The 19653-nt window shown below is 66.6% G+C and carries 21 protein-coding genes and 1 pseudogene; 13 read left to right on the forward strand and 9 right to left on the reverse strand.

The features are described 5' to 3' along the window. Window positions 1-128: 128 nt before the first annotated feature. On the reverse strand, window positions 129-902 hold the full coding sequence (locus ACFDR9_RS21515; RefSeq protein ID WP_026132728.1) for a ferredoxin--NADP reductase: 774 nt from the start codon (window positions 900-902) through the stop codon (window positions 129-131). A gap of 287 nt (window positions 903-1189) precedes the next feature. On the opposite strand from ACFDR9_RS21515, the gene ACFDR9_RS21520 reads away from it, so the two are divergent. The 3 genes from ACFDR9_RS21520 to ACFDR9_RS21530 are packed head-to-tail and all read left to right on the forward strand — an operon-like array spanning window position 1190 to window position 2493. Further along, window positions 1190-1678: a DUF6328 family protein gene (locus ACFDR9_RS21520; RefSeq protein WP_017876050.1), complete on the forward strand. Its 489-nt coding sequence runs from the start codon at window positions 1190-1192 to the stop codon at window positions 1676-1678. A 13-nt stretch (window positions 1679-1691) separates the two neighbouring features. Beyond that, the gene (locus ACFDR9_RS21525) at window positions 1692-1961 is read left to right on the forward strand and encodes a cupin domain-containing protein (protein WP_017876049.1); all 270 of its coding nucleotides are present in this window, start codon (window positions 1692-1694) and stop codon (window positions 1959-1961) included. 1 nt (window position 1962) lies between these two features. Then, window positions 1963-2493 carry a GNAT family N-acetyltransferase gene (locus ACFDR9_RS21530; RefSeq protein WP_026132727.1) on the forward strand — a complete coding sequence of 177 codons (531 nt, stop codon included), beginning with the start codon at window positions 1963-1965 and terminating at the stop codon, window positions 2491-2493. Here ACFDR9_RS21530 and ACFDR9_RS21535 read toward each other — a convergent pair whose 3' ends face one another. The 8 genes and pseudogenes from ACFDR9_RS21535 to ACFDR9_RS21570 form a co-directional block, all read right to left on the reverse strand. Next, on the reverse strand, window positions 2494-3393 hold the full coding sequence (locus tag ACFDR9_RS21535) for a fatty acid desaturase family protein (protein ID WP_409032285.1): 900 nt from the start codon (window positions 3391-3393) through the stop codon (window positions 2494-2496). It abuts the gene before it with no gap. 23 nt (window positions 3394-3416) lie between these two features. Continuing rightward, on the reverse strand, window positions 3417-4532 hold the full coding sequence (locus ACFDR9_RS21540) for a hypothetical protein (protein ID WP_409032286.1): 1116 nt from the start codon (window positions 4530-4532) through the stop codon (window positions 3417-3419). Next, window positions 4529-5254, reverse strand: coding sequence for a hypothetical protein (locus ACFDR9_RS21545; RefSeq protein ID WP_035787565.1), 726 nt, complete (start codon window positions 5252-5254; stop codon window positions 4529-4531). Before ACFDR9_RS21545 ends, ACFDR9_RS21540 begins: the two co-directional genes overlap by 4 nt. Beyond that, window positions 5244-6245, reverse strand: coding sequence for a hypothetical protein (locus ACFDR9_RS21550; protein WP_017876044.1), 1002 nt, complete (start codon window positions 6243-6245; stop codon window positions 5244-5246). The genes ACFDR9_RS21545 and ACFDR9_RS21550 overlap by 11 nt, the downstream gene beginning before the upstream one ends. 37 nt (window positions 6246-6282) lie before the next feature. Beyond that, a complete protein-coding gene (locus ACFDR9_RS21555; protein ID WP_017876043.1) occupies window positions 6283-7311 on the reverse strand; it encodes a glycosyltransferase family 2 protein in 1029 nt (342 codons plus the stop codon). Beyond that, the gene (locus ACFDR9_RS21560) at window positions 7301-8608 is read right to left on the reverse strand and encodes a glycosyltransferase (RefSeq protein WP_409032287.1); all 1308 of its coding nucleotides are present in this window, start codon (window positions 8606-8608) and stop codon (window positions 7301-7303) included. Before ACFDR9_RS21560 ends, ACFDR9_RS21555 begins: the two co-directional genes overlap by 11 nt. Window positions 8609-8795: 187 nt before the next feature. Further along, window positions 8796-8903 (reverse strand): annotated as a pseudogene (locus ACFDR9_RS21565) (PEP-CTERM sorting domain-containing protein); the annotation flags it as partial. Between the two features lie 490 nt (window positions 8904-9393). After that, the gene (locus ACFDR9_RS21570) at window positions 9394-10734 is read right to left on the reverse strand and encodes an MFS transporter (protein ID WP_409032288.1); all 1341 of its coding nucleotides are present in this window, start codon (window positions 10732-10734) and stop codon (window positions 9394-9396) included. A 150-nt stretch (window positions 10735-10884) separates the two neighbouring features. On the opposite strand from ACFDR9_RS21570, the gene cyoA reads away from it, so the two are divergent. The 10 genes from cyoA to ACFDR9_RS21620 form a co-directional block, all read left to right on the forward strand. Beyond that, entirely contained in the window at window positions 10885-11919 is a 1035-nt protein-coding gene (gene cyoA / locus ACFDR9_RS21575) for a ubiquinol oxidase subunit II (RefSeq protein WP_409032289.1), read from the forward strand. Then, window positions 11919-13922: a cytochrome o ubiquinol oxidase subunit I gene (gene cyoB / locus ACFDR9_RS21580; RefSeq protein ID WP_409032290.1), complete on the forward strand. Its 2004-nt coding sequence runs from the start codon at window positions 11919-11921 to the stop codon at window positions 13920-13922. The genes cyoA and cyoB overlap by 1 nt, the downstream gene beginning before the upstream one ends. Before the next feature lie 4 nt (window positions 13923-13926). After that, window positions 13927-14556: a cytochrome o ubiquinol oxidase subunit III gene (gene cyoC, locus ACFDR9_RS21585; RefSeq protein WP_017876037.1), complete on the forward strand. Its 630-nt coding sequence runs from the start codon at window positions 13927-13929 to the stop codon at window positions 14554-14556. After that, window positions 14553-14966 carry a cytochrome o ubiquinol oxidase subunit IV gene (gene cyoD / locus ACFDR9_RS21590; RefSeq protein WP_409032291.1) on the forward strand — a complete coding sequence of 138 codons (414 nt, stop codon included), beginning with the start codon at window positions 14553-14555 and terminating at the stop codon, window positions 14964-14966. Before cyoC ends, cyoD begins: the two co-directional genes overlap by 4 nt. A 23-nt stretch (window positions 14967-14989) precedes the next feature. Continuing rightward, window positions 14990-15805: an SURF1 family protein gene (locus ACFDR9_RS21595; protein WP_409032292.1), complete on the forward strand. Its 816-nt coding sequence runs from the start codon at window positions 14990-14992 to the stop codon at window positions 15803-15805. Window positions 15806-15903: 98 nt separating this feature from the next. Then, window positions 15904-17250 (forward strand): ATP-binding protein, encoded by a 1347-nt coding sequence (locus ACFDR9_RS21600; protein ID WP_017876034.1) that lies wholly within the window; start codon window positions 15904-15906, stop codon window positions 17248-17250. Beyond that, entirely contained in the window at window positions 17240-17794 is a 555-nt protein-coding gene (locus tag ACFDR9_RS21605) for a response regulator transcription factor (protein ID WP_026132724.1), read from the forward strand. The genes ACFDR9_RS21600 and ACFDR9_RS21605 overlap by 11 nt, the downstream gene beginning before the upstream one ends. Window positions 17795-18029: 235 nt before the next feature. Next, the gene (locus ACFDR9_RS21610) at window positions 18030-18440 is read left to right on the forward strand and encodes a type IV pilin protein (RefSeq protein ID WP_409032293.1); all 411 of its coding nucleotides are present in this window, start codon (window positions 18030-18032) and stop codon (window positions 18438-18440) included. Window positions 18441-18442: 2 nt separating this feature from the next. Further along, window positions 18443-19009 (forward strand): prepilin-type N-terminal cleavage/methylation domain-containing protein, encoded by a 567-nt coding sequence (locus ACFDR9_RS21615; protein WP_409032294.1) that lies wholly within the window; start codon window positions 18443-18445, stop codon window positions 19007-19009. Continuing rightward, window positions 19006-19653 (forward strand): PilW family protein (locus ACFDR9_RS21620; RefSeq protein WP_409032295.1); only part of this gene is annotated, 648 nt, incomplete at its 3' end. The genes ACFDR9_RS21615 and ACFDR9_RS21620, both read left to right, overlap by 4 nt.

Consider the following 19653-nt stretch of genomic DNA (forward strand, 5'->3'; position numbering starts at 1 on the left):
AGGGGTCGTGCCCCGGGTGTGGAGGTTTGTGGGTTGGGGGTAAAGGTTAACGGGGCGTGGGGTGGATGGGGGGTTGGGCAGTGCTCCCGTGGTGCCCCCCACCCCCGCGCCGGCATGGCGCAGCTTGCTTACTTCTCGGCGAAAGCCCGTTCGATGACGAAGTCGCCCGGCGTCGAGGTGTTGCCCTCTTTAAAGCCGCGCGTTTCCAGCATGTCCTTCAAGTCGCGCAGCATGTCGGAGCTGCCGCAGATCATGATGCGGTCGACCGCCGGGTCCAGCGCCGGCACGCCCAGGTCTTCGAACAGCTTGCCGCTCTCGATCAGATCGGTGACGCGGCCGGTGTTGCGGTAGGCTTCGCGGGTGACCGTCGGGTAGTAGCGCAGCTTGCTCGAAATCATGTCGCCGAGGAACTCGTGGTTCGGCAAATGCTCTACCAGCAAGTCGTGGTAGGCCAATTCTTCGACCTGGCGCACGCCGTGGACCAGGATCAGCTGGTCGAACTTGTCATAGATATCGGGGTCGCGCACGATGCTCATGAACGGCGCCAGGCCGGTGCCGGTCGACAGCATGTACAGGCGCTTGCCCGGCAGCAGGTAGTCGGCCACCAGGGTGCCGGTCGGCTTGCGGCCGACAATCACCGCGTCGCCGACCTGCAGATGCTGCAGGCGCGACGTCAACGGTCCGCCTGGCACCTTGATGCTGAAAAACTCCAGATGGTCTTCGTAGTTGGCGCTGGCGATGCTGTAGGCGCGCAGCAGCGGCTTGCCGTCGACGCGCAGGCCGATCATGGTGAAGTGACCGTTGGAGAAACGCAACGCTGGGTCGCGCGTCGTTGTGAAAGAGAACAGAGTGTCTGTCCAGTGGTGCACGCTTAATACGCGCTCTTCGTTCATCGAGCTCATGATGGTTCCATAATTCTGCTGGGCTAAAAAAGTGAGGGCACCGGCGCGCGCGCGCGAAATCTGGCAAATCGCTGTTCAACGGCCCGGCTATGGCGCCCGCTTGAAATGATGGCGCAGGCGACATTGTAGCGGAATGACAGCAATCCTGCGCCGGAACGCCGGCGGCGGCCGGTTCGCGGTGCGAATGAAGGCCTCGCTACCGGCCCGGGCGGGGGCCGCTTGAACGGACGCGACGTTCCAATAACGCGCCCGTATAATCACCACACGTCCATTTTTTGAGAAGCGCCATGCCGCATATTCAACCGTCGCCGTTGATCGACGCCGACAGCCCCGCCGACCTGAACGACGACGGCGACTTTTCCGACATGCTCAGCGAACTGCGCATCTTGCTGCCCGGCGCGCAGATGCTGACGGCGTTCCTGATCATCCTGCCGTTCAACGGCGGCTTCCGCCACATCGTACAGGCTGAAAAATACGTGTTCCTCGCAACCTTCTTCTTCGCCCTGAGCAGCCTGATATTGCTCAGCGCGCCGGCGATCCAACACCGCCTGATGCGTCCGCTCAACGACCGCGCCCGCTTCAAACGGGTGGCGACCCGGCAAATCGTCGTCGGATCGCTAACCCTGGCCTTCGCGCTGGTGCTGGGCACCAACCTGGTGATCTCCGAAGTGTTTGGCGGCGGCGTCGGCTATATCGCCACCGGGGTCATGGGCACGCTAATCCTGTGCATATGGTGGTTGCTGCCGATGCACTTGAAGCGCGCCCACAACATCTAGCCCGGCGCGCGCGATGGCGTCGCCGATCCAGATTGTCGAGGTGGCGTTTCCGGCGCAGGCGCGCGTGGCCTATGAAACCGGCGCCCGGGCCAGCCAGATCCACCAACAGGTGTGGGTGCTGGAGGGTTCCATCGACGTCAGCGTCGGCGACGAGCGACATCGCCTCGGCACCGGCGACTGCCTGGCGCTGCTGTTGGACCGGCCCGTGGCGTTCCACAATCCGACCCTGACGGGCGCCCGCTACGCCGTCGTCATCACCACCATGCCCACATCCTGGAGATAATATGCCGAACCCAGCACCACAGCATCGCATTCGCCGCCTGCAGACGGTGTCCGCGCTGGAAATACAGGCGCTGGCCGAGTTGTTGATCGATTGCGTAGAGCACGGCGCGTCGGTGAGCTTCATGCAACCCTTGTCGATGGAGCGGGCGTTGGCGTTTTGGCGCCAGGTGGCCGACGCCGTGGCCCGCGGCGAGCGCGCATTGCTGGTGGCGGACGACGCCGACGGCATCGTCGGCACGGTGCAACTGGTATTGGCGCAGCCGGAGAATCAACCGCACCGCGCCGATTTGTCGAAGATGCTGGTGCTGAGCCGCGCGCGTCGGCGCGGTCTGGGCGAGGCCTTGATGCAGGCGGCCGAGCAGGCGGCGCGCGCGTGCGGCAAGTCCTTACTGGTGCTGGACACGGCCAGCGGCGACGCCGAGCGGCTCTACGCCCGGCTCGGTTGGCGGCGCTGCGGCATGGTGCCGGGCTATGCGCTGCTGCCGAACGGCGAGCCGTGCGACACCACCTATTTCTACCGGCAACTGGGCTAATTAGGTGGTGACGTCCCTTAACACTTGCGCATAGCCGCGATACAGGTTTGCGGTCGGCAGGACGCCCTGGGCTTTCATGACCTCGTGGACTTCCTGCAAATGGTAGAAGGGCGCGCGCACGTGTTGGTGGTGTTCGATGTGGTAATGGATGGCGTGCGGGCCGAAAAAGAAGGTTTGCCAGCTCGGCCGGACCACCGACCTGGCGTTTTGGGTCTGGTCTTTTGTTTCGGGGTAGCCGGCGTGCTCGGTGATGGCGCGTACGCGCGCGAACACTTGTAGCAGCGTCAGCGCGGGCAGTATCCACAGGCCGAGGTACAGGCCAGGGTGGCCGGCGGCGGCCAGCGCGCCCAGCAAAATACCATTGCTGACGACGATGGAGGCCAGCACGAAGGCGCCGGTCGCCGGCTGTGACGGGCCTTTGGGCATGACGTCGCGGTACTTGCCGCCCATGAAGTCGCGTACGCTGAGGAAGTAGCCGATGCTGGTGAGGTCCTTGAACAGGCGCCACGCCAGTTCCTTTCTGGGCACCGGGTAGTCGGCGATGCCGAACACCACCGCGACCGGGTCGTTGCCGGCCATCGGCGCGCGGTGGTGCCGCATGTGGCCGGTGCGGTAGGAGAACATCGACAGCATCAAGGGCGCCGCCGTGAACACCTGGCCGACGAAGTCGTTCACGCGCCGGGTGCGGGTGAGCAGGCCGTGGGCGCTTTCGTGCATCAGTACGGCCAAGGCGAGCTGGGTCCGGGCGATCAGTATGGCCGCCACCAGGTAGGCGACGGGGTGGGCGAAGTAGATGGCGCCGGCGAAGCAGCAGGCTATCAAGGCCCAGTCCAGCGCCAGCGCGCCGACGGCGCGGAGCGGCTGGATTTCGCTGAGGTGGGGTGGCAGGTGGGTTTGCATATTTTCCGGATGTTAGCGTTGATTTAGCGGGGCGGCGCCAGCGCTGTCAGTATCGTCACCCAGCTTTGCAGGCGCGCGGCGGCGGCGGCGTGGCCGCACGGCGGGGCGCCGGCGCTGACGGCGGCCAGCAATTCGCGGCAAGCCTCGCGCGCGGCGGCGCCGAACGCTGGCGCGTCGCCGCGCCAGACGACGGTGCGGTGAAGCAGGCCCAGTTCGGCGGCGCGGGCGGCGTTGATTTGCTGCTCCGGTTGTTCCGTCACGACCAGCAGGATGGGGCGGTGGTAGACCAGCGCGACCGACAGCGCGGCCATGCCCGGCGCCGATATGATGAGCTCGCTGGCGGCGGCGCGCCCGACCCAGTCCGGGTCTTGCGCCAGCCAGCCGGGGCGCCCGGCGTAGCCCTCGCCGATCAGGTGCGTTTGCAGGCCGGCGTCGGCCAAGCCCCGTTCCAGCGCCTCGGCCAGCAGCGGGTCGCGAAAGTGCGGGTTCAGGTAGACCGCCGCGCGACTGGCGCCGGCGGCGTCGGCGGGCGGCCGCGCCGGCACCACCGCCACCGGCGTCGGCAGGCGGTAGTTGTCGCCCTGGCCTTCGGCCGGTTTGGCGTAGGAAAAGTCGTGCTCCAGGCGCGCGCGGCTGGCGCCGAGTTGCCAGGCGACGATGCGGCGGAACAGTCCGGCCACCCAGCCCGGCAGGCGGCCGTGGAAGTTGGTTTCAAGCGCATGGCGCAGGCTGGCGCCGTACACGTGCACCACTTTGCGGCGCCAGAAGGGCATGCAACCCATGAACAGCAGCGCCGGGTGGAAGGAGTCGTTGACGATCAGGTCGGCGCAGCGCAGCGCCGCGCGCAGGCGAACGATGTCGCGCAGCATGCGCGAGGGCCGGAACAGGTAGTTGGCGACGTTGGCGTCGGTGGCCTCGCGCAGCATGTTCTGGCGGGTGTCGAACTGCACCGCGTGGTGGCGCGACAGCAAGGTCGACTCGACGCCGAATTCGGCCAGGAAACGCGCGCCTTCGTCGGACGTGGTGAGCACTTGCACGCTGGCGCCGTCGGCGCGCAGCGCGTGGGTCAGCAATTGCGCCCGCATCAGGTGGCCGCGGGCGTCCGCCGTGGCCAGGTAGATCACCCGCAGCGCGCTCAAGCGCGCGCCGGACGCAGGCGCAAGGCCAGCCCCGCCAGATACATGCCGAGCGCGCCGGTGACGCCGTACGCGCGGTCGATGCCGCGGATCTCATGCAACAGCGCCGCCAACGCCGGCTGTTCCCGCGGCGCCACCAGCCGCGCCAGCGTGTGGCTGCACAGGCGCACGTGGCGCTCTTCGTCGGCCAGCACGCCCGATAGCAGGGGGTGCAGCCGGTGGCGCGGGCCGATCAACGCGCAGTGGCGTTGCAGCACGCGCGAGGCCATTTGCTCGGCGCACAGGCCGATGGCGAACGCCGGCACCAGCAGGCCGCTGGCGAACTGCCCGGCGTGGCGCCTGGCCAGGCGCTGCCACTGGCCGATCTTGCGCCGGCTCAGCCAGTCCGGCTCGCCGGGGACGTGGGGCGCGCCGCGCTCGGCCAGCGCGGCGGCGAAGGCTTGCGCGTGGCGCTGTTCGTCGGCCAGGTGCTGGTCCATCTGGCGCGCTAGCCAGTCCGGGCGCGCGCCTATCAGTTCGCGTTGCAGGGCGATTTCGGTGGCTTCCTCGCCGATCAGGTAGATGCGCAGCAGTAGCCGCTCGCCGGCGGCGCTGGCGTGCAACTGGCGCAGCGCGGCGCGCTTGATCGCGTTGACCAGCCGCGCCTGCCACGCCGGCCAGCCGCGCAACGGCGGCGCCCGCACGCAGGCCGGCGCCGTCGGCAAGGCGGCTGTGTCAGCGGGCATGCGCGCCGCCGTCCAGCTGTTGCCAGCCCAGCACCAGGCCGATGAAGCTTTGTTGCAGGAAGGCGCGGGCGACCGCGTCGGCGCCGGGGAAGTCCTGCTGCTGGTCGCCGAAGCGCAGATAACCTTTGCCGTTGACCGCGCCGACCGACAGTTTTTCGTGTTTCTTGAAGCCGCGAACGAGCAGCGGCTTGAGCATCGGCTGGCCGCTCAAGCCGAACAGGAACAGTTCGCGCTGCGCCACGGCGTCGGGGATTTTCCCGGTCAGCGCCTCCAGTTCGAAGGCCCAACTGCCTTGCGTCAGCAGCGAATCGACGTTGCCGCCGTTCACGGGGTCGCTGTGCAGGCGCGCCCGCATCACCGACTTCGACAGTTTTCCGGCGCCCACGGCGATGGTGATGTCGGCGTCGCGCGCGTCCTTGGCGCGGTTGTCGCGCACCTGCACCAGGTCGCTGGCCAGGCGCGTCGCCAGGCTTGGCTGGGTCAGCGTTTCGGTGATTTTCTCGGCCACCAGCACGACGCGCTTGCCGTCCGCCTCGGTGACGTCGACCTGGTACGGGTCGATTTGCACGGCGCTGAAATTGCCCTTGACCGGCGCGTGGGTGTGCTGGCTGGTCGACCATTTGTCGCCGGACTTGCTCAGTACCAGGTGAAAGCCCAGCGGCACGCGCTTGCCGTCTTCGCTCAGGCCGCTGCCTTGCAGCAGCACATCGCCGACGACGGTTTTCTTGGCGTATTGGCGGGTGTTGTGGAAGTGGATCAGTTGTTCGGCCTGGTCGAGCGTGGCGCGGGTTTCGGCGTGGTCCAGCGCCAGGCGGTTGCATTGCTCGGCGTTGCCGGTCAGCGCGGCGAGCGGGCAGCCGCTGGCGGACGGGAAGGCGAACACGCCGCGGCCGGCGAACTCGGTGGCGCCGGCAAGGGCGCAGGCGTGCGCCAGCAGCAAACCCAGCATGGCGTGGCGGGCGAGGGGGAGTGCGGACAGTTTATGGGTCATGGCAAGCAATCTAAAATAAGGCTCAACGGCGAACGGTTCAACGGCGGTGGTAGGACAGCGCTTGCGCGGCGGCGGCGTCCTCGCCGCCCGGCGACGTGCGCAAGCCGAGGCCGCGACACAGCGCGCCCAGCATGTCGACGGCGGAAAACGCGGCGATCAGGGCGACGCCGGACAGCCAGCGCGGGCCGCGCAACGGCGGCAGGTGCTGGTGGTTCAGCGCGCGCAGGCTGAAGCACAGGCGCGAGCCGAGCACGCACAGCGGCCCGAGCGGCCCGCTGCGGCCCAGCCATTGCAAGGACCGGGGCAGGTAGGCGCGCACCAGGTGCGGCGTCAGGCCGTGGGTGTCCTGGCCGCGCATCCAGCGCAATTTCAGCGCTTCGAAGCGGCTGTCGGGCAGCTTGTGCTCGGTGTGGGCGGCGGCCGCGTAGTGCAGCGCCACGCCGGCTTGCTGCAGATGCAAGCCGAGCACCTGGCAGTGGGCGCGGTAGACGCCGTTGAGCGACTGGTAGTTGTACCGGGCGAAGACGTCGCGGCGGAATACCACGTTGTTGGCGTAGAAATTGCGCGTGGCGCCGGCTTGCAGCGGGCTGGGGAAGTACATGAAGTCCAGCGTGGTCAGCGCCGAGCCGACGACGCTGGCGGCGTAACTGGTGCGCCCGACGACGACGGCGGGCGCGTCGGCGCCGGCCAGCGGCGCCAGCAGTTGCTCCAGCCAGTCGGGCGCCGGCACGCAGTCGGTGTCGGCGAAGGCGACGTAGTCGCAGCGGGCGGCGTCGGTGGCGGCGAAACCGGCGTTTTTGGCGTCGTAATAGCCGGTGGCGTCGTCGATGCGGACGAAGTCGACGGCGCGGCCGGCCAGCCGCGTCACGGCGGCGCGGCAGGCGTCGCTCAAGCCGTCGTGGGTGACGACGACCTGGGCCAGCGCGCGCAGCGGCAGGCTTTGCCCGGCCAGCAGGCCGATCACCCGTTCCAGGCTGGCGGCGGTCTTGGCGGCGGCGTCGGCGCCGCCGCGCAGGTTGTTGGTTTCCAGTACCAGCGCGGTGCGCGCGGCGGTGTCAGCTTGCATGGGCGGAGGCTCCTTTAGTGGTATCGCGCGCGGGGGGAGTGGCATGGTGTGCGGCGTTGCCAAGTTCTTCGATCAAATCGGCGATGTGGGCGGCGGCGCACGGTTCCCGCGCCATGCGCGCGGCGATGGCCCGGCAGGCGGCCGGCGTGCCGGGCTGGTTCAACAGGCCGGCCAGCGCGCGCGTCCATGTTTCGAGCGGCGCCCGCGGCGCCACGCTGGCGGCGACGCCGAGCCGGCGCAGGCGCGCGGCGTTGTCCGGCTGGTCGTAGGCGAATGGCGCGATCAGTTGCGGCTTGCCGGCGGCCAGCGCGTTGGCGCAGGTGCCGATGCCGCCGTGGTGGATAAAGGCGGCCACGCGCGGCGCCAGCAGGTCGAACGGAACGTAGGCCTCGTAGTGGGCGAACGGCGGCAACACCTCGGGCAATTGTTCGCGGTAGGGCGTCACCAGTACCACGCGCAGGCCCAGCGCCGCGGCCGCGCCGATGGCGCGCTGGAAGAACAGCCGGCCGTGCGCCATCGCCGACCCGGGCGTGGCGGCCAGCGGCGCCGGCCCGGCGTCGAGGAAGCGCTGAAGAGCGTCGCCCAGCGCCTGCCCGGGCGCCGCGGCCAGGCGCGGGAAGCCGGTGCAGACGGCGTTGGCGGGCCAGTCGGCCTTCGGCGCGGCGAACCATGCCGGCCAGGCGCAAATGACCCGCTGCGGCGAGTGCAGCCAGCGGCCCATGATATGCCGCACCGGCGCCAGGCCGAGCTCGGCGCGCACAGGGGCGAGTTGGGCGCCGACCAGCGGGTCGATGAGTGTGCGTTCGAGCAGATTGAATACCGCGCGCACGGCCCAGGCGGGCAGGGCGCGCAGCCAGGCCATGTCGCCGTGCAGCGCCGGATCGCTCGCCGAAAAAAAGCAGGCCGGCGCCAGATGGACGGTGGCCAGCTTGACGCCATGGCTTTCCTGTAGCAATCGGGCCGGGAAGGCCAGGCTGCTGCCGACGAGCACCGTGTCGTCCGCGCGTATGTGTTCGAGCAACAGCGCGTAGCCGGCGCGCGTCTGGGCGCCCAGCGACTTCAGCATAATCGGCAAGCCCTTGCGCGGATGCCACAGCTCGGTTTCGGCGACCAGCGCGTCGAAGTGCGTTTGGCTGAAACCGGAGTGGAACGCCAGGCCGGCGTTTTCCACCTTGCTTTGAAACGGGGCCGCGGCGAACAGTTTGACGTCGTGGCCGCGCCGTTTCAGTTCCTGGCCGATGGCGATGAACGGGTATACGTCGCCGGCGCTGCCGACCGCCACGATCAAAATATTCAAATGCCGGTCCCCGGTTACACCCTGTCAATGTGCAGGGCTATCGTTTACATCCCTCGTCGGGCTTGTGCGAATTGGCATGATTGTCGCATATGCCAACGCGATTGCGCGTGCATTGGGCGTATCGCGCGGCGCAAGGAAAAACAGCGGCCTTGCGGCCGCTGTCAGGCGATGGGCTGGCGTCCGGTCGTTAGCCTGCGGCGCCCTTGCGGCGGCGCGCCACGGCGCCGACCATGAACAGGCCGGCCAGCAGCATGGCATAGGCTTCCGGTTCCGGTACGGCGGAGACGGTGCCGTTGATGACGAATGGCAACTCCACGCCTTGGCCCGAGCCGGATTCGACCAAGGTGTTGAACCGGGCGTTGACGCCGCTCGCCTGGGCGGCGTCGCCGATCCGCGCGTCCGAGGTGGGCGGCTGCCACGGTCCCGAGCCGAGCGATCCGGTCAGGCTCCAGCGCAGCCAGTACTGGCCGGCGTCGAGGGAAAAGTCGGCCACGTCGGCGTGGCTGCGATAGATGCCGCGCTGGTGATTGCCCAAGGTGGTGCCGGTGACGCGGTAACCTTCAAGGCCGCCGTTGCCGACGGCGCTCACCTCTGGTTGTTGTGGTTAGGAATTACAACACCGAGGGTACGATTTTGATATTGAAAAGTATACGAAAATTATATAATTTGAAAGACTATTTTTTAACTATTCAATCGTTGGCGAAGCGGTTAAGAAAACCAACGGCGTCACCGCGGGGCCGGACCTTCAGGCCTGACCCCGGCTCTTTGCCCGGTCCGCGAATTTCTCAGTCGCGGATTTCCAGCGCGCGGTTCAGGCTGAGCGCGGCCAGCGAGCACACCGCGCCGGACAGCAAATACACGCTGACGTAGGCCAGGCCGAAGTGGGCCGACAGGCCCAGCGCCACCAACGGCGCGAAGCCGGCGCCGACCAGCCAGGCCAGGTCCGACGTCAAGGCGGCGCCGGTGTAGCGGTATTTCGCCGGGAAGTTGGCGGTGACGGCGCCGGCGGCCTGGCCGTAGGACAGGCCCAGCAGGGCGAAGCCGAGCAAGATGAAGATGTTCTGGCCCAGGTCGCCGCCGTCCATCAGCATCGGCACGAAGCCGCTGAAGACGGCGATCAGGCCGGCCAGCGCGGCCAGTGTGGTGCGCCGGCCAACCCGGTCGGCGATCAGGCCGGAGGCGACGATGCCGGCTGCCGCCAGCGCCGCGCCCAGCATCTGCACCAGCAGGAAGTCGCCGGCCGAGCGCGTCGAGTACAGCACGATCCACGACAGCGGGAACACCGTCACCAGGTGGAACAGCGCGTAGCTGGCCAGCGCCGCCAGCGCGCCGATGACCAGGTTGCCGCCCTGCGTGCGGGCCATTTCAACGACCTTGGTCGGTTGCAGCTCGCGCTCTTCGAGCAGATGCGAGTATTCCTCGGTCGAGACCAGGCGCAGGCGCGCGAACAGCGCCACGACGTTGATGGCGAAGGCGACGTAAAACGGATAGCGCCAGCCCCAGTCGAGGAAGTCGGCGGTGGAGACGGCCGACAGCAGGTACCAGAACAGGCCGGCGGCGATAACGAAGCCGACCGGCGCGCCCAATTGGCCCAGCATGGCGTACCAGCCGCGCCGTTGCGGCGGCGCGTTCAGCGCCAGCAACGACGGCAGGCCGTCCCAGGAACCGCCCAGCGCCAGGCCCTGGCCGATGCGCAGCAGCGCCAACAGCACGATGGCCGCGCCGCCCAGGTGGGAATAGGTCGGCAGGAAGGCGATGCCGGCGGTGGAGATGCCGAGCAGGAACAGCGCCAGCGTCAGTTTGGCTTCTCGCCCGAAGCGCCGCTGGATCGCCATCGAGGCGATGGTGCCGAACGGCCGGGCGACGAAGGCGAAGGCGAAGATGGTGAACGCGTACAGCGTGCCGTCGAGCCGGTCGGCGAAGGGGAAGAACACCGACGGGAACACCAGCACCGAGGCGATGGCGTAGACGAAGAAGTCGAAATACTCCGACGCGCGGCCGATGACCACGCCGATGGCGATCTCGCCCGGGGCGATCTTGCCGTGGTCGGCGTTGATGCGGCGGGCGTCGTCGGCGGCGGCGCGGGGAGGGAAGTCAGATGGGACGTGCCCGCTGTGTGTATCCATTGTTGACATAGTCAGCGTCTCTCAAATTGGTTCAGTCTGTCAATATGCCGGCCCGGGTGGCGCGCAGGGTAGGACAAAGTGTCCAATCGCCAGGGGGGCGCGGTCAAGTTACAGTAACATATTCCTCACCCTTTGTAGGGCACAAACCGCATGACTACATCACTAATTCGCCGCGGTGCCACCTTGTTACCCCTTGTTTTGCTGGCTGGTTGCAACACGGTGGTCATGAATCCGTCCGGCGACGTCGCCGCCCAGCAGGGTAAGCTGATCGTCGTATCGACCTTGTTGATGCTGATTATCATCGTTCCCGTCATCGCCTTGACGGTGCTGTTCGCCTGGCGTTATCGCAAGGGTAATACCGGGGCCACCTATGCGCCGGACTGGGACCATTCCACCGCGCTGGAACTGGTGATCTGGGGCGCGCCGCTGTTGATCATTATCGCGCTGGGCCTGCTGACCTGGATCAGCACCCATACGCTGGACCCGTACCGGCCCTTGCAACGCCTCGACGCCAACCGCCCGGTCGCCGCCGGCGTCAAGCCGCTCAACGTGCAGGTGGTGGCGCTGGACTGGAAATGGCTGTTCATTTATCCCGACCTGGGCATCGCCACCGTGAACGTGCTGGCCGCGCCGGTCGACGTGCCGGTGCGCTTCAAGATCAGCGCCTCGAACGTGATGAATTCCTTCTACATTCCGGCGCTGGCCGGCCAGATCTACGCCATGCCGGGCATGGAAACGACGCTCAACGCCGTCATCAACCAGGCGGGCGTGTTCGACGGTTTTTCCGCCAACTACAGCGGCGCCGGCTTCTCGGACATGCGCTTCAAGTTCCACGGTATGGCGCCGGCCGACTTCGAGCGCTGGGTGCAGGCCACCAGGGGCGGCACCGCCAAGCTCGACCGCGCCGGCTACCAGGTGCTGGAAAAGCCTAGCGAGCGCGATCCGGTGCGCCGCTACGGCTCGGTCGAGGCCGGCCTGTTCGACGCCATCGTCAACCGCTGCGTCGACCTCGACGCGGTCTGTATGAACACCATGATGGCCGCCGACGCCAACCGCGGCAAGATCAAAGCGGCCGTCGCCAAGCTAAGCGGCAACGGCAACGGCGCCGCCGCCACGCTGGCCGCCGCCGGGGCCGACATCTGCGTCACGCCAACCACGCCAACCACTTCAGTGAAGAAACAATAATGTCTGAGCATATCGATATGACGAAGCTCGTCTTCGGCCGCCTGAGCTGGGACGCGATCCCGCTGCACGAGCCCATCCTGCTGGCGACGTTCGCCATGGTGGCGCTGGGCGGCGTGGCCATCCTGGGCCTGCTGACCCGCTACCGCCTGTGGGGCACCTTGTGGCGCGACTGGATCACCAGCATCGACCACAAGAAAATCGGCATCATGTACATGGTCTTCGGCCTGGTCATGCTGCTGCGCGGCTTCGCCGACGCCCTGATGATGCGCGCCCAGCAGGCGTTCGCCTTCGGCGACTCGGCCGGCTTCCTGCCGCCGCACCACTACGACCAGATCTTCACCGCCCACGGCGTGATCATGATTTTCTTCGTCGCCATGCCGCTGGTGACCGGGCTGATGAACTACGTCGTGCCGCTGCAGATCGGCGCGCGCGACGTCGCCTTCCCCTTCTTGAACAACTTCAGCTTCTGGATGACCGCGTTCGGCGGCGGCCTGACGATGGCCTCGCTGTTCGTCGGCGAATTCGCCCGCACCGGCTGGCTGGCGTATCCGCCGCTGTCGGGCATCCTGGCCAGCCCCGACGTCGGCGTCGACTACTATATCTGGTCGCTGCAGATCGCCGGGGTGGGTACGCTGCTGTCGGGCATCAACCTGATCGCCACCATCGTCAAAATGCGCGCGCCCGGCATGAGCATGATGAAGATGCCGGTGTTTACCTGGACCTCGCTGTGCACCAACGTGCTCATCGTCGCCGCCTTCCCGGTCCTGACGGCCGTGCTGGGCATGCTGTCGCTGGACCGCATGGTCGGCACCAACTTCTTCACCAACGACATGGGCGGCAACGCCATGATGTACGTCAACCTGATCTGGATCTGGGGCCACCCCGAAGTCTACATCCTGATCCTGCCGGCCTTCGGCATCTTCTCCGAAGTGGTGTCGACCTTCTGCGGCAAGCGCCTGTTCGGCTACACCTCGATGGTCTACGCCACCGTCGTCATCACCATCCTGTCCTACCTGGTCTGGTTGCACCACTTCTTCACCATGGGCTCGGGCGCCAGCGTCAACTCCTTCTTCGGCATCACGACGATGATCATCTCGATTCCGACCGGCGCGAAGATCTTCAACTGGCTGTTTACCATGTACCGCGGGCGCATCCGCTTCGAGTTGCCGATGATGTGGACCATCGCGTTCATGATCACCTTCGTCATCGGCGGCATGACCGGCGTGCTGCTGGCGGTGCCGCCGGCCGACTTCGTGCTGCACAACAGCCTGTTCCTGATCGCCCACTTCCACAACGTCATCATCGGCGGCGTGCTGTTCGGCCTGTTCGCCGGCATCAACTACTGGTTCCCGAAAGCCTTCGGCTACAAGCTCGACGAGTTCTGGGGCAAGTGCTCGTTCTGGTTCTGGACCATTGGCTTCTACGTCGCCTTCATGCCGCTGTACGTGCTCGGCCTGATGGGCGTGACGCGCCGCGTCGGCCACTTCGAAGACCCGTCGCTGCAAATCTGGTTCCAAATCGCCGCCCTGGGCGCCGTGCTGATCCTGTTCGGCATCGTCTCGATGATCGTCCAGTTCGTCGTCAGCTACATGCGCCGCGAACAGTTGCGCGACTTCAGCGGCGACCCGTGGGACGGCCGCACGCTGGAATGGTCGACCTCGTCGCCGCCGCCCGACTATAACTTCGCCTTCACCCCGCGCGTGCACGACAACGACACCTGGGCCGACATGAAGAAGAACCAGTACGCGCGGCCGCTGCAGGGCTACGCGGCGATCCACATGCCGAAAAACACCGGCGCCGGCTTCGTCGTCGCGGCGCTCAGCGCGGTGTGCGGCTTCGCGCTGATCTGGCAGATGTGGCTGGTCGGCGGCGTCGCCTTCGTGGTGATGCTGGCCGCCATCATCGTCCACACCTTCAACTATCAACGCGACTTCTACATTCCGGCGGAGCAGGTCGCCCGCACGGAAGAGGCTCGCACCCGTATGCTGGAAACCTATGCGTGACGCCATGACCCCACTTGCCACCTCCACCCCGGGCGGCGCCGCCGCCGGCCCGCGCTACTACGTGCACGAACACCATCCGGAAAACGGCACCTTGCTCGGCTTCTGGCTGTACCTGATGAGCGATTGCCTGATCTTCGCCTGCCTGTTCGCCGTCTACGCCGTGCTGGGGCGCAACTACGCCGGCGGCCCGTCCGGCGCCGAACTGTTCGACCTGCCGCTGGTGGCGCTGAACACCGCCTTCCTGCTGTTCTCGTCGATCACCTACGGCTTCGCCATGCTGGAGATGCAAAAGAAACGCCTGCGCAGCACCCTGCTGTGGCTGGGCGTGACCGGCGTGCTGGGCGCCTGCTTCCTCGGCCTGGAACTGTACGAGTTCGCCCACCTGATCCACGAAGGCGCCGGCCCGCAGCGCAGCGGCTTCCTGACCGCGTTCTTCGCCCTGGTCGGCACGCACGGCTTGCACGTGACGTTCGGCATCGTCTGGCTGATCACGTTGATGTGCCAGCTCGGCAAGCACGGCTTGACGCCCGAAAACGGCCGCCGCCTGATGTGCCTGTCGATGTTCTGGCATTTCCTGGACGTCATCTGGATCGGCGTCTTCACCTTTGTCTACCTGATGGGAGTCTTGCCATGAGCGAGCATCACGAACATTCCGCCGGCCACGGCCACGACGACGGCCACGACGACGGCGCCAGCCACGGCAGCCTGAAAACCTACGCCATCGGCTTCCTGCTGTCGGTGGTGTTGACCGCCATCCCGTTCTGGCTGGTGATGGGCAAGGTATTCGACAACTCCGGCACCGCCGGGCTGGTGCTGCTCGGCTTCGCCGCCGTGCAAATCGTCGTCCACATGATCTACTTCCTGCACATGAACACCAAGTCCGAGGGGGGCTGGTCGATGCTGGCGCTGATCTTCACCATCATGCTGGTCGTCATCATGCTGGCCGGTTCGATCTGGGTCATGTACCACCTGAACCACAACATGATGCCGGGCATGATGCATGAGACCCCGCACGACATGAGCGACATGCGCACGATGCCATGAGTGCGCCACCCGGCGGCGGCCGAATGACAGGCCCGGCCGCCACCCCGGCCGGGCCGGGCGCCCGCGCGCGTCCGCGCCCGGCTTTTTTACGCATCGTCCTGGCGCTGCTCGCCGGGCTGGCCTGCGCCGGCTTGCTCGCGCTGGGCACCTGGCAATTGCAACGGCTGCAATGGAAACTGGCGCTGATCGAACGCGTCGAACAGCGCGTGCGCGCCGCCCCGGCGCCCGCGCCCGGCCCCGAGCGCTGGTCCCAGGTCACGGCGGCCAGCGACGAATACCGCCGCGTGCGCGTGGCCGGCGCCCTGCTGCATGGTCTGAGCGTGCGCGTGCAGGCAACCACCGGGCTGGGCGCCGGCTTCTGGCTGCTGACGCCGCTGTGCGGCGCCGACGGCAACATCGTCCTCATCAACCGCGGCTTCATCGCGCCGCGCGCCGGCGAGCGCCCCGTGGCGGCGCAGACGCCGGCGCCGGCCGTTTGCGACCCGGCCAGCGCCGCCGGCGAGCCGGTCGTCGTCACCGGCCTGCTGCGCATCAGCGAGCCGGGCGGCGCCTTCCTGCGGCAAAACGATGCGGCCGGCAACCGCTGGCACTCGCGCGACGTTGCCGCCATCGCCGCCGCGCGCCAACTCGCGCGCGTCGCCCCCTACTTCATCGACGCCGACGCCAAGTCGGCGGCCGGGGCGGGGCGGGAACGTCCGGTCGGCGGCTTAACCGTCATCGCCTTCCAGAATAACCACCTGGTCTACGCGCTAACTTGGTACGCTCTTGCTATGATGCTGGTCGGGGCCTGCGTCTGGGTCGTGCGCCTGGAACGGCGCCGCAACGCCATATTGGAATGAGGCGTCCGAGGCGCCGTCGGTCGGGTTGGCGCAGTGCAACCCGGCGTTCGTTGGCGCGTCCCCGAGCCCCCAGCGCCTGCCCGACCAAGAAAGCTACGATGCACAGCAACAAAGAAACCACGGCCCCCCCAGACGGCGGCAAAGAAGCAGCCACGCCGCCGGCGGCCCCAAGCCACGCCGCCGGCCACAAAAACATGCTCCAACTAATACAGTTGCGTTGGATCGCCGTGTGCGGGCAAATCACCACCATTGCCTGCGTCAGCCTGGGCTTCGGCATCAAATTGCCGATGCCGGAATTGCTGCAAGTGCTGGCCTGCCTGGTCGCCTTCAACATCGCCAGTCAACTGCGCTGGCATGAACGGCGCGTCGTCGCCAACGGCGAACTGTTCTTCGCCTTGCTGGTCGATGTCGCCAGCCTGACCACCCAGCTCTACCTGACCGGCGGCACCAGCAACCCGTTCGCCTTCCTGTTCCTGCTGCAGGTGACGCTCAGCGCCGTACTGCTCGAAGCCTGGTCGACCTGGACCATCGTCGTCATCACCAGCGCCTGCCTGGCGGGGCTGGCGCGCTTCTCCCGTCCGCTGGCGCTGCCGTTCGACCCCGAACGCGGCATCGCCAGCCTGTACCTCCAGGGCGTGCTCATCTGCTTCGCCCTGATCGCCGCCTTGCTGGTCGTCTTCATCACCCGCATTACCCGCAACCAGCGCGCCGGCGCCGCCCAACTGGCCCACCTGCGCCAACGCGCGGCCGAAGAGGAGCACATCGTGCGCATGGGGCTGCTGGCGTCGGGCGCGGCGCACGAACTCGGCACCCCGCTGGCGACCCTGTCGGTGATCCTGGGCGACTGGCGGCGCATGCCCGAATTCAGCCAAAACCCGGAATTGATCGAAGAAATCGGCGAAATGCAGGCCCAGCTGAAGCGCTGCAAAAGCATCGTCAGCGGCATCCTGCTGTCGGCCGGCGAAGCGCGCGGCGAATCGTCGGTGAAAACCACCATCGGTATCTTCCTCGACGACCTGGCCGAGGAATGGCGCGGCAGCCGGCCGGTCGACACCTTCCTCTACGAAAACCGCATCGAGCAGGATCTGCCGGTGGTGTTCGACTCGGCCCTGAAACAAATGATTTGCAACGTGCTCGACAACGCCTTGGAGGCGTCGCCCAAGTGGGTCAAGCTGGAAGCGAAGCGCGAGGCCGACTCCTTGATCCTGTCGATCAGCGACGTCGGCCGCGGTTTCGCGCCGGCGATGCTGGCGCAATTCGGCAAACCCTACCAATCGAGCAAGGGCAGGCCGGGCGGCGGCCTCGGGCTGTTCCTGGTGGTCAACGTCGCGCGCACCCTGGGCGGCACCGTCACGGCGCACAACCTGGCCGGGGGCGGCGCGCAAGTCGAATTGACGCTGCCGCTGGCGGCGATCCGACTGGCGGAGGACGCCCATGTCGACTGAACGCCTGCTATTGCTGATCGAGGACGACGCCGCCTTCGCGCGCACGCTGGGGCGCTCGTTCGAGCGGCGCGGCTACCGCGTGCTGTTCGCCGAAAACCTCGACGAGGCCGCCGCCGTGCTGCTGCGGCACACGCCCGGCTACGCCGTCGTCGACCTGAAGCTGAAGGGCACCACGTCCGGGTTGGCCTGCGTCGAATTGCTGCACAAGCACGACCCGGCCATGCTGATCGTGGTGTTGACCGGCTTCGCCAGCATCGCCACGGCGGTCGCCGCCATCAAGCTGGGCGCTTGCCAGTACCTGGCCAAGCCGTCCAACACCGACGACATCGAGGAAGCCTTCGGCCAGATGAGCGGCAGCGGCGTCGCCGTCAGCGAGGTCGACGTCGACCTGACGAACCGCGCGACGTCGATCAAGACGCTGGAATGGGAGCGCATCCACAAGATGCTGGCGGAAACCGACTTCAATATTTCCGAAACGGCGCGCAGGTTGGGTATGCACCGGCGCACGCTGGCGCGCAAGCTGGAGAAGCAGCGCGTCAAATAGGCGCCGGCGCCGGGTGCCGCCGTTAATCGACCTTGCGCGGGCCGGCCCTATGGGCGGAAGGCTATCGCCGCTGCTGCCGCGAGCGAAATTGTCGTTGTCAGGAATTTGTCAGTATTTCTTCAGGAAAATGTCAGCTCCCTGTGATATTGTTTCTTACGGGAAAAAGCCAGTCGGGCTGGAGAAGTTTTTTAGCAATCGAACTGGTCATCGGCATCCCCTCATCAGGAGGCTAGTCATGAAGAAGCAATTGCCAGCAGCAGGCGGCGCGCAGCGCGGATTTACCTTGGTCGAACTGATGATCGCCCTCGTCATCATAGGCATCCTGACAGCCATCGCCATACCGTCGTATACACAACACGTGTTGCGTGGGAAGCGTGCTGCGGCGCAGGCGCAAATGCTGGATATGGCCAACCGCGAAGAGCAGTTCATGCTGGCCAATCGCGCGTACGCGGACAAGGCGACCCTGGTGGCCAACGGTTTTGCCTTGCCCGCCGATGTGGCGGCAAATTACACCTACGACGTCACCACCACCAGCACCGGACTGCCCGGCTTCACCATTAGCTTCACCGCAATCGGCGCGCAACGGGCCGACGGCCCGCTGTCGCTCAGCAACACCGGCGTCAAATTGCCAGCGGCGAAGTGGTAGGTATGCGCCCCTACGGCCACCATCGTTCGCAGGGCGGCAGCACCTTGCTGGAGGTGCTGGTGACGATCGTGATTCTGGCCATGGGCCTGTTAGGACTGGCGGGCTTGCAAATACGGATGCATATATCGGAAATGGAGAGTTACCAGCGTGTCCAGGCGATGATTCTGCTGGAGGACATGGCGCGCCGCTTTGAAGTGAACCGCAATTTCGCCGCCGATTACTTGACCGGCGCGACGGCGCCGCTGGGCGCCGGCATGACTTGCCCGACCACCTCTGCCACCTTGCAACAGCGCGATGCGCGCCAGTGGTGCGGCGCCCTGCAAGGCGCGGCCGAAAAATCGGGAACCAGCAAAGTTGGCGTGATGATTGGCGGTCGCGGCTGCGTCGAAAGTCTTGGCGGCAACGAATACATGATCACGGTCGCTTGGCAGGGACTGGCGGCCGTGTCGGCGCCGCCGGCAAGCGTGGCGTGCGGTAAGGATTTGTACGACGGCGCCGCCGCATCGACGTGCAGGGCCGACGCTTGCCGCCGCACCGTCACCACCATCGTCCGGATTGCCCCGCTATGAAGCACCTCTATCCTGCCTTGCCCGCGCTAGCCGAGCGGCGCCATCATGGCGGCTTTTCGCTGGTCGAGCTGATGGTGTCGGTGACGATTAGTCTGTTGATTCTGGTCGCGCTGAGCGCCATGTTTATTAACGTGTCGAGGTCGAACAACGAGATGATTAAGTCCAACAGCCAGATCGAGAACGGCCGCTTTGCCGTGCAGTTGCTGGAAAACGACCTAGTGCACGCCGGCTTCTGGAGCCAGTTCGTGCCCCAGTTCGATGACGTCAACTGGACCGGCGTGCCTAACGATACGCCGGACGTGGTGCCTGATCCCTGCCTGGCCCACAACGCAGGCAACTGGAACTTTTCCTATATCCAAAGCCTGATCGGTATTCCGGTCCAGAGCGGCGACGCCGCGCCCGGCACCTGTGTGTTGGGCAGCAAGCGCGCCAATACCGACGTACTGGTGGTGCGTCACGCCGCCACCTGCGCACCGGGCGAGGCCAACTGCGACGCCGACACGACCGGCAAGCTGTATTTCCAGAACTCGCTGTGGGGGGGCGGGACCACCGGCGCCGAACAGGGGAGGGGGACCAAAAACCCTACCACCGCACCGGCGCTGCACTCTCAGACAACGAAAAAAGGGGCAAACAGCAAAACCTCC

The organism is Janthinobacterium sp. CG_23.3, assembly GCF_046115965.1.
In the GTDB taxonomy this organism is placed as follows: Bacteria; Pseudomonadota; Gammaproteobacteria; order Burkholderiales; family Burkholderiaceae_D; genus Janthinobacterium.

Excerpts from the sequence above, each read along its gene's own strand:
- ACFDR9_RS21515 (WP_026132728.1), bottom strand. The coding sequence starts at position 902 with ATGAGCTCGATGAACGAAGAGCGCGTATTAAGCGTGCACCACTGGACA.
- ACFDR9_RS21520 (WP_017876050.1), top strand. The coding sequence starts at position 1,190 with ATGCCGCATATTCAACCGTCGCCGTTGATCGACGCCGACAGCCCCGCC.
- ACFDR9_RS21525 (WP_017876049.1), top strand. The coding sequence starts at position 1,692 with ATGGCGTCGCCGATCCAGATTGTCGAGGTGGCGTTTCCGGCGCAGGCG.
- ACFDR9_RS21530 (WP_026132727.1), top strand. The coding sequence starts at position 1,963 with ATGCCGAACCCAGCACCACAGCATCGCATTCGCCGCCTGCAGACGGTG.
- ACFDR9_RS21535 (WP_409032285.1), bottom strand. The coding sequence starts at position 3,393 with ATGCAAACCCACCTGCCACCCCACCTCAGCGAAATCCAGCCGCTCCGC.
- ACFDR9_RS21545 (WP_035787565.1), bottom strand. The coding sequence starts at position 5,254 with ATGCCCGCTGACACAGCCGCCTTGCCGACGGCGCCGGCCTGCGTGCGG.
- ACFDR9_RS21550 (WP_017876044.1), bottom strand. The coding sequence starts at position 6,245 with ATGACCCATAAACTGTCCGCACTCCCCCTCGCCCGCCACGCCATGCTG.
- ACFDR9_RS21555 (WP_017876043.1), bottom strand. The coding sequence starts at position 7,311 with ATGCAAGCTGACACCGCCGCGCGCACCGCGCTGGTACTGGAAACCAAC.
- ACFDR9_RS21570 (WP_409032288.1), bottom strand. The coding sequence starts at position 10,734 with ATGGATACACACAGCGGGCACGTCCCATCTGACTTCCCTCCCCGCGCC.
- cyoA (WP_409032289.1), top strand. The coding sequence starts at position 10,885 with ATGACTACATCACTAATTCGCCGCGGTGCCACCTTGTTACCCCTTGTT.
- cyoB (WP_409032290.1), top strand. The coding sequence starts at position 11,919 with ATGTCTGAGCATATCGATATGACGAAGCTCGTCTTCGGCCGCCTGAGC.
- cyoC (WP_017876037.1), top strand. The coding sequence starts at position 13,927 with ATGACCCCACTTGCCACCTCCACCCCGGGCGGCGCCGCCGCCGGCCCG.
- cyoD (WP_409032291.1), top strand. The coding sequence starts at position 14,553 with ATGAGCGAGCATCACGAACATTCCGCCGGCCACGGCCACGACGACGGC.
- ACFDR9_RS21595 (WP_409032292.1), top strand. The coding sequence starts at position 14,990 with ATGACAGGCCCGGCCGCCACCCCGGCCGGGCCGGGCGCCCGCGCGCGT.
- ACFDR9_RS21600 (WP_017876034.1), top strand. The coding sequence starts at position 15,904 with ATGCACAGCAACAAAGAAACCACGGCCCCCCCAGACGGCGGCAAAGAA.
- ACFDR9_RS21605 (WP_026132724.1), top strand. The coding sequence starts at position 17,240 with ATGTCGACTGAACGCCTGCTATTGCTGATCGAGGACGACGCCGCCTTC.
- ACFDR9_RS21610 (WP_409032293.1), top strand. The coding sequence starts at position 18,030 with ATGAAGAAGCAATTGCCAGCAGCAGGCGGCGCGCAGCGCGGATTTACC.
- ACFDR9_RS21615 (WP_409032294.1), top strand. The coding sequence starts at position 18,443 with ATGCGCCCCTACGGCCACCATCGTTCGCAGGGCGGCAGCACCTTGCTG.